Annotated in this window: 6 protein-coding genes; 2 read left to right on the forward strand and 4 right to left on the reverse strand. The window is 63.7% G+C overall.

The window, feature by feature from the left end; all coding sequences use genetic code 11:
* From PSEEN_RS13235 to PSEEN_RS13250, 4 genes are all read right to left on the reverse strand, one after another.
* Window positions 1–219, reverse strand: a complete 219-nt coding sequence (locus PSEEN_RS13235) for a hypothetical protein (protein WP_011534026.1) — start codon at window positions 217–219, stop codon at window positions 1–3.
* Between the two features lie 608 nt (window positions 220–827).
* Window positions 828–6,671, reverse strand: coding sequence for a manganese-oxidizing multicopper oxidase MnxG (gene mnxG / locus PSEEN_RS13240; protein WP_011534027.1), 5,844 nt, complete (start codon window positions 6,669–6,671; stop codon window positions 828–830).
* Window positions 6,672–6,819: 148 nt separating this feature from the next.
* A complete protein-coding gene (locus PSEEN_RS13245; RefSeq protein WP_011534028.1) occupies window positions 6,820–8,910 on the reverse strand; it encodes a putative bifunctional diguanylate cyclase/phosphodiesterase in 2,091 nt (696 codons plus the stop codon).
* A gap of 119 nt (window positions 8,911–9,029) precedes the next feature.
* Window positions 9,030–9,374 (reverse strand): LysR substrate-binding domain-containing protein, encoded by a 345-nt coding sequence (locus PSEEN_RS13250; RefSeq protein WP_052299097.1) that lies wholly within the window; start codon window positions 9,372–9,374, stop codon window positions 9,030–9,032.
* 942 nt (window positions 9,375–10,316) lie between these two features.
* On the opposite strand from PSEEN_RS13250, the gene PSEEN_RS26650 reads away from it, so the two are divergent.
* A complete protein-coding gene (locus PSEEN_RS26650) occupies window positions 10,317–10,829 on the forward strand; it encodes a hypothetical protein (protein ID WP_011534030.1) in 513 nt (170 codons plus the stop codon).
* A gap of 509 nt (window positions 10,830–11,338) precedes the next feature.
* The gene (locus tag PSEEN_RS13255) at window positions 11,339–12,535 is read left to right on the forward strand and encodes an IS256 family transposase (RefSeq protein WP_011534031.1); all 1,197 of its coding nucleotides are present in this window, start codon (window positions 11,339–11,341) and stop codon (window positions 12,533–12,535) included.
* Window positions 12,536–12,585 lie beyond the last annotated feature (50 nt).

Raw genomic sequence — 12,585 nt, forward strand, 5'->3', positions numbered from 1 at the left:
TCAGTGCAGGGTCGCCTGCACTTGGGCCAGTGCCGAATCCAGCAAGGCCTTCACCGTTTCCATCTCGTGCAAAGCAGCCAGCACGAGCATCGAGCCGGGTGATCTGGAAATGAGCGGGATGGATTGCTGGGCGACGGCCAGGGCGCAGCGGACGTGTTCGGAGGTCTGGACGAGGGTGTCTTCAAGGACGGTGGGGGGATCGGGGACTATCTTCAGCATTCTCAGTTCCTCAGTCGAGCGACCATCCACCTGCTGTCAGACAGGTGGGTGGCAGCTGTGCGTAGGTTGACAGACCGGAGGAACTGAGAAGACCGGCGCACGCGAACGTGCCCTACGCACAGCCACCATTGAGGGCAGACCGTACGCATACAGTTCATCGCGACCTGTCAAAGTCGCGTCGCTGATTGCAGCGACCAGGCGAGACTAGAGGGCGAAAATGGCCACCGCAACGGAAAAACGGCGCGGGCATTATCTTTGGGAAAGGGACTACAAGAAAGCGGTTAAATCTGATGGATCGGGGCGGGAAGACCGCGCTGGGGCGGACAGGGGCTTGGCGTTCGCCTTGTTGCGCTCTTGAGATCGAGCGCCGCCCGCGCGGCGCATCGCGGATGAATCCGCTCCTACAGTCGGTTGCAACGTGCCCCTTGATGCAGGCAAGGCGGCCTCGGTGCTCTTTCAGGCATAACTGGCCCGAAACAAACCTGTAGGAGCGGATTCATCCGCGATGCGCCGCGCGAGCGGCGCTCGATCTCACAGGCGCTGCCTCTCTCTCGACTAACACCTGGTGGCCTCCCCCAACTCCGAGCCAGGCCACCAGGTGCCTTCATCTACTGCGCCGGCGCCACCGCCGGCGGCGCCTCGTTGGTCACCCGCAGAATCCCCCACAACCCCGAGGTATTCCCATACGCCGCATAGTCGCGGAACAGGTAATCCCCCGGCACCGCATTGGCCCCGCCCGCACTGGGCAACATGAAGCTGAAGTGCGCCGCCGGCAGCACGCTCTCCTGGGCACCGATGAACATCGCCATCGGGTTGTAGCCGAAACGCACCGACCCAATGCCCGGCAACCCCATGGGGTAGCCATCCACATCGCTCTTCTCGGCCTGGAAGTTATGCAACGGCCACACATGCCCATCCAACTGGTAGGTCATGCCGCGGCTACCACCACTGGGCATCACGATATGGTTGCGCACCGGCTGCCCGGGCTTGGCATACAGCACCGGCGTCTGCGGATCACCACCCACCAGGGCATTGCTGTAGGCCATGTGCACGTTGGGAATATCCGCAAACCCAAGCCCATCGGCACGCCCGAACGGCGCGTCCGGCGCCACGCCAAAGCGCAGCCACAACGGCTCGGTCTTGTAGTTCACCGCCATGTTGCCGTTGTCCTGCGGATCACCCGCCGCGCCATTGCCCTCGGTATTGATGCCCGCCACCGGACGGCCATCGGCCCAACGCATGTTCAGCGCCCGCTGCCACACCGTGACGAAGTCGCGGTAGTCCGGCTGGCCGCTGACCTTCACCGTGGCCTGGGCGCGGCTGGCCGTGTCCTCGGTCCAGGTGGCGGCCTGCGGCAGGATGCTCATGCCACCCACCAGGCCCTTCTGCGGCTGCTTGATCACATCCGCCGGGGTGAGGTTGAGGCCGCCGAACTCGATGGCGGTGGTGTTGATGTTATCCACCGTGCGCCCCAGTTGCAGGGTCGGCTTGCCTTCGCGCTCCAGGTGCCCGGCATAGTACTGGTACACCTTGGTCGGCCAGGCGCCGCTGCTGCCGCTGCGCGGCGGCACGGTCTGCACCGGGTTGAGGCCGACGTTGACGCCGTCCGACTTGGTGATGTCGTAGGCCAGCAACTGTGCATGCAGGCCAACATGGCTGGACGGGCGCATCAGGTTGTTGGCGAAAGCCGTCGCGCCTTCACTGTCAAAGCGGTCGCGCTTGACCACGTTGTGCATCACCGCGGTGCTGGGCAGGTCCGGCATCACCAGTGGCAGGCGGTTCTCCAGGGTGATGCTGATGCAGTCGCCGGCGTTGGCCCGCAGGATCAGCGGCTCCACCGGCACCCCGGCCTTGAGCTTGCCGGTGCTGGCGTCGAGGTCGGCCTTGCGCACGTACAGGATGGCGGTGGGGTCGTGCAGCGGCGCGCTGTGGCCACCGATGGTGAAGGTCTCGCCGTCCTCCGGGTCGACCCCGCTGACCAGCGGGATGCTGGTGCGCCGGCTGTTGAACACCAGGGTGCCGCCGTTGGCCTTGAGCGGGCCGCCGACATGCTGGCCGATCCCGGCCGGGTCACTGATGCTCACCCCCTGGCGGTTCTCGAGGATGTCGTTGGCCAGGGCCGCCACCACTTCATAGCTGCGCTTGACCGTCGGCCGGGTGCCCACGCCAGTGGGGTTGGCCGTGGTTTTCGGGCAGATGCCGTCGAAGTTCACGGTGTTGCGCATGGCCACCGGCTGTGGGTTGTTGGGCAGCGGGAACAGGTCGGAGCGCTGGGCGGTGTAGTTGCGCATGATGCCCCAGATACCGTTCCAGTAGCCCTCCAGGGCCGCGTCCAGCGAGTACAGGTAGTCGCCGTTGGTGGCGGCGGAACTGGAGATCATCGACACCGGCGCCATGAAGCCCAGTTGCTCGGAGATGCCGATCATCTGCGACGACTTCCACCCCGAGTTCGAGCTGTTGCCGAAGCCCGAGCCGTTCTGCAGCCACTTCACGCCGTGCAGGGTGACGTTGTGTTCCTCTTCATGGCCGCCGGCGTGCATGCGCAGGCGCACGTTGTCGCCGGAATAGGTGCGCAGCATCGGCGTGAACGGGTCGCCCGGTTCGCTGCCGGCCTTGTTGATGTGCGGCGGGAACAGCGTGGTGCCACCGGTGGGCCCGACCGCCTGGGTGATCGCCGACGGCGCCAGGTTCATCGCCGGGATGGCGCGGTCGGTGCGGGTCTGCAGGGCGTAGCCCAGGTCGCCGCCCAGGCCGTCGGCCTGCATGCCGCGCTTGCCGTCGGGGCCGACCTTGTTGGGGTCGAACACGCGCAGGGCCAAGGGCTCATTGCGGTAGTTAACGACGAACATGCCCGGGTCATCGACCGAGATTGCCTGCGGGCATGGCCGGCTCGGGCAGCCGGGATTGAGGCCGCCGCGGGTCTCGACGATGGCCTCCAGCAGGTTCGAGGCCTTGCCGCGCACGGGCGGGTTGATGGCGTAGCGGAAGCTGTCGGCGGTGGCCGGGTAGCTCTGCCCATCGGGGATGCCGTTGGGGCCGGCGCCCACGTACACGCCAGCTTCATAGGCGTGCTGGAAGTCGCTGTACTCAAGGAAGAACTCGCGGTAGCTGTCGTTCTTGCCGTCGCCATCGTGGTCGCCGGTCTGGATCACCGCCTGCCACGAGGTCGGCCCGCCGTCCTGGCGGGTGGCCGGGTTGTACAGCTGCTCGCCGGTCTCGGCGTGGTACCAGGTGGAGCCGGCCGGTTCGGCCAGCACGGTGGCGTACAGACCCAACTGCTGGTGGGTCGATGGGCCGAGGTGGTCATGGGTGAAGATGGTGCCCAGGCCACGGTCGACGTTATGCACGTTCACCAGTGGGTCGGCGAACCAGCGCTGCATGGCCGTGCGCGCGCCCAGCCAGTCAGCCCGGCCGAAGCGCCCGAAGTACGGGTGCTGCTTGGCTTTCGGGCAGGCGGCGGTGCCGTCCCGGGCATCGCCTTCGCTGCAGTTGTTGAAGGCACGGATGGCATGCACCCGCTCCACCACGCTACCGGGCGAGAGGATCCCGTCCTCGTAGTTCCAGCCGTTGGCCGAGCCGTCGGCGGCGGTCAGGTCCCACTTGGGCAGGTGGATATGCTGGCCGATCACGTCGGTGGGCGTGCGCACCTGGTAGTCGTCCATCTCGTAGAACGACGGGATCAGGTTGGTGTGCACGTACTGGGTGCAGTCGAAGGTGTTCATGCGCAGCACCATCGGCTCCGGTGGGCGCTGCTTGGTGATCACCGGCCAGGCGTCTTCCCACAGGGCGAGGATGCGCGCCTGCGGGAAGTGGTAGCCGACCTTGTTGTACACCGCGTCGAACTGGATATTGGCGGCCTTGTAGATGCGCGGCCGGTCGGCGGTGAAAGTGGACGAGCCACGGAAACTCATGCCGGTGAGGTTTTCGCCGCTGAAGAACTCGCCCACGCCCGAGGACTGGGTCAGGCGCTTGCCACGGTCATCCATGCACGGTTCGTAGTACGGCGCGCCCGCCGTGGGCAACGCGCCATTGGTGCGGAACGCCTTGGCCACCGGGGCGCTGCCGGGGATCAGGGCGAAGCTTGGGTGCTCGGCCTTGGCGTGGAACTGCATCGCCGCCTGCTCGACCTCGGTGCCCTCCTCGGGCAGGTAGATCGGCTTGGCCTTGTGCACCACCTTGGAGAAATCCAGCTTGGTGGTGGTGGTCACCGCCTCGCCGCCGGCCGATACGCCATCCAGCGCGTGCCGACCAAGGCCGCCGTCCCAGCCATCGACCTGGTTGGGGTCGAGGTTGGCCCACAGTGCCTTGCCGCTGTCCTTGAGCTGGCGCGCCAGGGCCGGGTCAAGCATGTCCAGCGGCGGGGTCGGTGGGCGCTGGCCGACGCTGCTTTCCATGCCGCCGATCCAGAACGGATAGCCAGGGTTCTTCAGCGAGCCGTCGGCGTTGCGGTTGGTCTCGCTGCGGTCGACCAGGGCCAGGGAGCCGACGGCGCGTGGCGTGGCAGGCTCGTCCGGGTGATCGTCGCCCTCCTCTTCGTCATCGTCGTGCTCGGCCACCAGGGTTTCCGACAATTTCGGCACCACGGTCACTTTGCCGGGCATCGGCGCCATGGCCTTGCCGGGCAGCGGCACGATGGCCGGGATCGGCGTGCCGGCGACGATCTCACCATCAGGCAATGCCCGGGCACCCGCGGCAGGCTTGCCGTTGCGCAGGGCGAACGGGGTGCTGTGGTAGCCATTGGCGCCCTCGCCGCTCACCTCCAGCCGGGTGCCGGGCTCGAACACGTCGTGCACCCGCCACATGGCCCACATGCCCTGGGCGAAGTGCGGGTAGAAGTGGCAGTGGTAGATGGCGTCGCCCGCCACCCGGTTGCGGTTGCCCGAGCCACCGTTGGCGATTTCGTAGGTGTACCCCACACCGGGCCCGATACCCTGGGCGTCGATGTAGTCGGAGTTGTCGTCGTTGGGGTTGAACAACCACTGGTGGCCGTGCAGGTGGAAGATGTGCTGCTCGTGGCCGTTGTGGGTGTTGCGGAACTTGGTGAAATCACCGATGTAGCTGTGGTGCACGTTGGCCGGCTCGGCCGGGTACAGGGCCATGGTCGCCTTCACGCCGGTCGCGCTGGCCGGTGGCACCTCGCCCGGGCGGATACGCTCAAGGCCGACGTTGGCCGGAATATCCACCAACGTGCCGATGTCACCCACGGTGTGAGAACTGAGGAAGAACTCTTCATAGGCGCACGACAGGCAGTCGTGCATCGGCCCCACCCCCAGGCGGTTGGCCACCACTTCGGCACCCATGCCGCCAGCGGCGTAGTTGATCATGAACGAGTCGCGGGCCGGCTCCAGCACATGGCCCATCACCGGGTCCGCCCAGTAACCGGGGAAGGCCTGGGTACCGGCCACCTCGTCGGCGAACTGCGCGGCGAAGTCACGGAACGCTTCCAGGCGGTTGGGTAGCGCCGGGTTGCGCTTGCCCACGCTCTCCAGCGGATAGGTGGCTTTCGGGAAGCTACCGTCCGGATTGGGACCCATGACGATGGCATCGGTTTCGCTATTGAGGATCTCGTTACCGTCGATCATGGCGATGATCGGCTTGCCGGCCTTGCCTTCGGCGATCCACGGCTCTGCCTGCGGGTAGCGCGCCTCGTAGTCGATCACCGGCTGGCCGGTGGCCGTGCGCCCGGTGGTGGCCAGGCGCATTTCCTCTTCGGTGAGGGTGTTGCGGTAGGTGCGCCCGCCTTTGGGTACCACCACCACCTGGCCGAACAAGCCGTTGGCGACATTGCCGGCGTTGCCCTCGCCACCGAACGGCGCGCCACGGCTGGATACGGCGAAGGCGCCTTCGCGCTCGGCGTACAGCGTGTAGCTGCGGGTGCTGCCCGGGGCGACCAGGAAATTGCCATTGCGCCCGGTGTTGGCGGCGATGTCGGCGATGCTGTTGACCGCCTGCAGGCCGTTGACCTGGAAACCGGTGTGACGGTCGGTCACCTGCTGATCGGCGACGAAGTTTTCGTCATCCTCGACCTCCGGCACTTCGGCCTCCTCCCCCTCTTCGCCTTCGGGCTCTTCAGGATGGATGCCGTGCTTGTTGGGGTTGGCCTGGTAGGCCAGCAGGTTGGTCAGGTTGACCGTCAGGCAGTCGCCGGCCGCCACCCGCAGCACGATCGGCCGCGGGCGCTTGTCCGGGCGCAGGGTGACCTTGCCCGGCACCGCCGCGCCGCCCTTGTTCAAGGGCACCTGGTGCTCGTCCACCACGTCCTGGCGCAGGGCGAACATCATGCCGTTGGCGTTCTGCGCGCCAAGGCGGTTGAACATCAGCGGCTGGTCCAGGGCCACCACGTTGGCCGTGAGCGTGCGCTGGCACTGCACGGCGGCCTCGCCGCTGGCCTGCCAGCCCAGCAGGGCCAACAGCAAGGTGGACAGGACAGGGCCTTTGCGCGGGGTCGACATGGGGCACCTCCGGAGGACACGGGGACTCTGGAGGGTGGGGAGCAAGTCCTATGCCATGAAAATAGACGTTTATTTTCAATGGCCTGAAACGACAAAGGCAGCGCACTGGGGCGGATTCCCCAGTCGCTGCCCCTGTATTGGGTAACGTTCAGCCGACGGTTTGCCCGGCACCTTTGCCGGCCTGCTCCAGGCGTTGCATGAACTGCTCGGGCGGCACCGGTTGCCCCAGCAGGTAGCCCTGCAACGAGTCACAGCCCAGGCGGGTGAGGAAGTCCTGCTGGCGGTCGGTCTCGACCCCTTCGGCGACAATGCGCAGGCCCAGCGCCTGGCCCAGGGCGACGATCGCCGAGACGATCGCCGCGTCGTCGCTGTCCTGCTCCAGGTCGCGGACGAAGCCACGGTCGATCTTCAGCTCGTTGGCCGGCAGGCGCTTGAGGTACATCAGGCTGGAATAGCCGGTGCCGAAGTCATCGATGGACAGGTCCACGCCCATGTCGGACAGGCGCTGCAGCACAGTCAGGCTGGCGTCGGCGTCGCGCATGGCGGTGGTCTCGGTGATCTCCAGGGTCAGGCGGTTGGCCGGCAGGCCATTGTCGTTCAACGCCCGTGCCACGCTGTCCACCAGCCCCGCGTGGCAGAACTGGATCGCCGACAGGTTGACCGCGATGCGCCAGTCGTCGTGGCCCTGGTCCATCCACTGGCGCATCTGCCGGCAGGCCTCGCCCAGCACCCATTCGCCGATGGGGATGATCAAGCCGGTCTTTTCGGCCAGGCCGATGAAGCGGTCCGGCAGCATCAGGCCGTGCTGCGGGTGCTCCCAGCGCAGCAGCGCCTCGGCGCCGATGGGCTGGCGCGCGGCGGCGTCGAACTTGGGTTGGTAGTGCAGGCGGAACTGGCCCTGCTCCAGCGCCGTGCGCAGGTCCTGCAGCAGTTGCAGCTGCTGGCGCGCGTTGGTGTTCATCGAGGCGTCGAAGAAGCTGTAGCCGTTCTTGCCGGCGCTCTTGGCGTGGTACATGGCGGCGTCGGCGTTGCGCAGCAGTTCGTGCTGGTCGGCGCCGTTGCCCGGGTAGAGCACGATGCCCAGGCTCGCCGTCAGTTGCAAGTCGTGCTCGGCCACGCGGAAGGGCCGCGACACCAGGTTGACCTGCTTGACCGCCACGCCCATGGCGTCGTCCGGCTCACCCAACTCCACCAGCAGCACGAACTCGTCGCCGCCGATCCGCGCCAGGGTGTCCTGGCTGTGCAGGTGCCCGCGCAGGCGCGCCGCCACCGCCTTGAGCAGCAGGTCGCCGACATGGTGGCCGAAGGCGTCGTTGACCGGCTTGAAGCCGTCCAGGTCGATGAACATCAGGGCGAAACAGCCGCCCTGCTCCGCCACCCGGCCGATGGCCTGGTCGATACGGTCGGCCAGCAAGGTGCGGTTGGGCAGGCCGGTGAGGGTGTCGTGCAGGGCCAGTTGCGTCAGTTCCTGGTTGGCCAGGGTCAGCGAACGCGCCAGCTCCGCCGTGCGCGCTTCCAGGCGGGCATCCAGCACCGAGGTCAGCAGCGCCACCGAGAGCACCGCCAGGGTGGTGATCAGCACCAGGTAGTCCAGGCCATCGCCGGCCAGGCCGTCGACCAGGGCGCCGCAGTAACTCCCCGTGGGGAAATTCGCCGCGGCCATGCCGGTGTAGTGCATGCCGACGATGGCGATGCCCATCACCACCGCTGCCAGCCCACGGAATTGCCGCACATACGGGGTGTGCTGGCGCAGGCGGAAGGCGATCCACAGTGCGGCCGCCGAGGCCCCGACCGCGATGGCCAGCGAGGCGCCGAACAGCGTCGGGTCGTAGTCGATGCCCGGCTGCATGCGTAGCGCCGCCATGCCGGTGTAGTGCATGCAGGCGATGCCGCTGCCCATGATCAGCGCGCCGAAGCCCAGTTGCTGCCAGGGCAACTTGGGTTGGCTCACCAGCCACAAGGCGAAGCCCGAGGATGCCACCGCGATCAGCAGCGACAACGCCGTCAGCGTGGTGTCGTAGCCCAGGTTGATCGGCAAGCTGAACGCCAGCATGCCGATGAAGTGCATCGACCAGATGCCAATGCCCATGGCAAAGGCGCCGCCCAGCATCCACAAATGCACCGCCCGCCCCTTGGCCGTGGCAATGCGCCCGGTGAGGTCCAGCGCCGTGTAAGAGGCAAGAATGGCCACGCACAGCGAGATCAACACCAGCGAGGAGGAGTAGCTACCGATCAGCATTTGCACATCCAGGAACAGGCCGGGGAAAGGCCCTGAAAAAGCCGATGATTGTACTCAAGCTTTGGCGAAACGCACGGGGTTTTCACGCAGTAAAAAAGGATCCAATCACAGGATTTTCCTCAAGAATTTTCAGCGAACGCATGGACCAGGTGATCGATCACCACCCGCACCCGGGCGGTGTGACGCAGGTCCTGGTGGGTGACCATCCACACCTCGGAGGGCTTTGCCCGTGCAAGCGCCGGCCAGATCCGCTGCAGGCCGTCGCGCAGGCCAAGCGCCACGGGGATTTCGCCGATGCCCAGGCCCTGGCCGATCGCCCGGCGCAGCATCAGGCTGGCGTTGGCGGCCAGCACCACCCTGCCCTCACCGATGGGCACGTCCACCAGGGTCGGCCGGGCCTGGTCGCGCCAGTACGGCTCATACACCACCAGTTCGTGGCCCTCGAAGTTGCCGACGGCCGGCACGCCTCGGCGAAGGCGGTCAATTGGTAGCCGGCTGGCGTGCGCAGGAACAGGGTCGAGCCCAGGTCCGCCCCCAGCGCGAGCCCATGGTGGCCTGGTCGACCCCCAACAGCCGCGCGGCGCAGGGTCTGTTCGCGGCTAAGGACCAGGAGCGTGCGGGCGTCGTCCCAGTTCAAATGATTCATTCCTGCCTGTGGGAGCGGGTTTTACCCGCGAGTACGTCGGTGAATTCACAATTGTATTAGCTGGCAAAGCCGGCTCCCACAGGGACTGCGGCCGGCTGCCCGAACGTGAAGAAATTTCGCGGCACCGTGTCGCAAAATCGCCGCGCGACCCCATTGTGGTTGTTCCCTGCCCATGTGTCTGTCGGCAAGCACGCGGCGCCAGGATGTGCTACCTGATATTTTTGCTAGTTGTCGCAGGTGGCAATGTTGCGCATGCTCACTCCAACCACCTTATGAAGGAAGACGTAAAGTTGAAGCGACAGGGTCAGTAAATTTTAGCTTTCCATGACTTGAGTTGTGATATCCCGAGGGTGACCTATGTGCTGCCTCAGGGCTTCGAGCAAGTCAGGATGAATCGATAAGTATTGAAAGCAGATTTGGCAATCTACGCAACCACATGAGAATGTAGCCAACGACACTTACATCCTATCGCAATATAATTAACAGCGCGCATCCCGCTCTGTCACCTGCACATCTTGCAACGGAGGTTAGGAGACAACAATAAATCAAGGAAAGTTCCAAGCTATACGCAAGGCATTGACCAGAGAAATACATAACATCAACAAGCGCGAGACTGAAATATATGGCTTCCCAAGTGTCGACTGCAGTGCTTGATCGTGTCGTTGTGAGACGATGAAAAACCAGAAGTTCAAAGTACAGGATCAATAGATGCGCCTTGCCTATGGCTGGCGGTTAATTTTCATTAATTGTGGAGCTTGATATGAGCAACGAATCTTCTGCAACTAACATCCCACAAGATGCAGAGACAACTGAACCTATCCGCTGGGGCTTTATTAAAGACCACACATTCATTCAACCGGAAACTATTATCCCGTGCACCTTAGCGATAAAGAGCATAGGCAGAACTGACATGTTGCTTGCCGCATACGGAAAACGCTATCTACGCTATGAAAACGCAGGAAGATTTTATAACTACAATATCACAATGGCGAGCATTGACATCGAAATCCCAGAACACCTGCTGGAAACCGCAAGACTGGCAGTCAGTCTGCTTAGCGACGGCAGAAGATATTCATCCCTTTTTCAAATGACCTTCAAGAGCGGCAAACTTTACACTGCCAAATATATCATGACTGGAACAATTCCAAACATCAGCCCTCCAGAATTGCAATGCCCCTTTACTACCAGAACAACTTCAGACATGCCACCCGACTGCCAACGGTGCACCAGCATGTATTGGTTGCTGCGGGAGAGGTGCGGCTGTAATGCCTGAAAAACCGGGGCACTGCCCCGGTTTTTCAGTTGTCGGCGACTGCAAATCGAGCTTTTCTGGGCTAAGCGCTCGCCCATCGTTCATAGATTCGATAGCGCCATTCGCGTGGTCAGTTATACCATCTTCTTGGCCAACCCGTGGAAGTGGGTCTTCAGGTAGCCGGACTGGCGTTTGACCACGCAGATAAGCCTGGCCAGCCCACCGATGTAGAAACAGTTGCCCAGTTTCATTGAACGTCTGAGTAATCAACCTGATCAAGGTCGGCAAGTGCATCGGCATCGCACAGCACCTCAAGGCCGCCCACTTCGAACCTGACGAGGTGATCGCGTGCCGCTGCAACACCGGACACGCGCCCTCATCAGCGCGCAATAGAGCGATTTTGGCGATCGTGTCCCGAGAAGTGGTGTAACTGAACCAGCCGAAAGCGCCCTGCGGACGAAAGAGGATGGTCATCGTGGTTCTTGGCTAACGTTGAGTTTGCGGACTTAACCTTCACCAGAGAAACCACGATGACCAAGCCCACTATCGCATTGACTGAGTTGGTTGAGAAAGGGGCAGACGCTGATCTGCTCAAGCAAATGATCCAGTTCGTTGCCCAGCGCATGATGGAGTTTGATGTCGAAAGCCTGTGCGGCGCCGGCTTCGATGTCAAAAGCCCCGACCGGACGACCAGCCGCAACGGCTACCGGGATCGCCTCTGGCAAACCCGCGCTGGCGATGTTGACCTGAAGATTCCCAAACTGCGCCAAGGCAGCTACTTTCCAGGCTTCCTTGAGCCTCGACGCACTGCCGAGAAAGCGATGGCAGCGGTGATCCAGGAAGCCTATATCCAGGGCGTTTCAACGCGCTCAGTGGACGAGCTGGTCAAAGCCATGGGCATGACTGGCATCTCCAAGAGCCAAGTGTCACGGCTGGCTGGCGAGATTGATGAACGTGTCCACGCCTTCCTTGATCGCCCGCTTGAAGGCGACTGGCCCTATCTCTGGATTGATGCCACCTACGTCAAAGTGCGGGAGGCTGGGCGCATCGTCTCAGTCGCCGTCATAATCGCCGTGGCCGTGAACACCGATGGTGGCCGTGAAGTCCTGGGCATGCGGGTTGGCCCGTCAGAAGCTGAGCCCTTCTGGACGGACTTCCTGCGAAGCCTGATGCGGCGTGGCCTGCGTGGCGTGAAGCTGGTCATCTCCGACGCCCACGAAGGCCTCAAGGCGGCTGTTTCCAAAGTCTTCAATGCAACCTGGCAGCACTGCCGCGTGCATTTCATGCGTAACGCCATGGCCCATGTCGGCAAGGGCCAGCGCACCATGGTGGCGGCGCTTCTGCGCACGGTTTTCGCCCAGGACAGCCGTGCCGAATGTCACCAGCAGTGGCGCCTGGTCGCCGACCAACTGCGCGAAAAGTACCCCAAGATCGCGACGCTTATGGACGGCTGCGAGGATGAAATGCTGGCACACATGGCGTTTCCCAAAGCGCACCGACAGCAGTTGCACAGCACCAATCCACTGGAACGGCTCAACGCTGAAATCAAACGTCGCACCGACGTCGTGGGCATCTTTCCCAACGACCCTGCAATCACACGGCTGGTAGGCGCGATGCTGCTGGAGCAGAACGACGAGTGGTGCCTGCAACGGCGATATATGCAGTTGGAGGCCTTCGAGGCGGTCAGCGATAATCCACAGGCCAAGCTGTCGGCCGTGATCAATTAAACGGCAAACTCAGTGGTCAAGGCCATGATGAGTTACACCACTTCCTGGGA

It is taken from the genome of Pseudomonas entomophila L48, from assembly GCF_000026105.1.
GTDB classification, from domain to species: domain Bacteria; phylum Pseudomonadota; class Gammaproteobacteria; order Pseudomonadales; family Pseudomonadaceae; genus Aquipseudomonas; species Aquipseudomonas entomophila.

Excerpts from the sequence above, each read along its gene's own strand:
- PSEEN_RS13235 (WP_011534026.1), bottom strand. The coding sequence starts at position 219 with ATGCTGAAGATAGTCCCCGATCCCCCCACCGTCCTTGAAGACACCCTC.
- mnxG (WP_011534027.1), bottom strand. The coding sequence starts at position 6,671 with ATGTCGACCCCGCGCAAAGGCCCTGTCCTGTCCACCTTGCTGTTGGCC.
- PSEEN_RS13245 (WP_011534028.1), bottom strand. The coding sequence starts at position 8,910 with ATGCTGATCGGTAGCTACTCCTCCTCGCTGGTGTTGATCTCGCTGTGC.
- PSEEN_RS26650 (WP_011534030.1), top strand. The coding sequence starts at position 10,317 with ATGAGCAACGAATCTTCTGCAACTAACATCCCACAAGATGCAGAGACA.
- PSEEN_RS13255 (WP_011534031.1), top strand. The coding sequence starts at position 11,339 with ATGACCAAGCCCACTATCGCATTGACTGAGTTGGTTGAGAAAGGGGCA.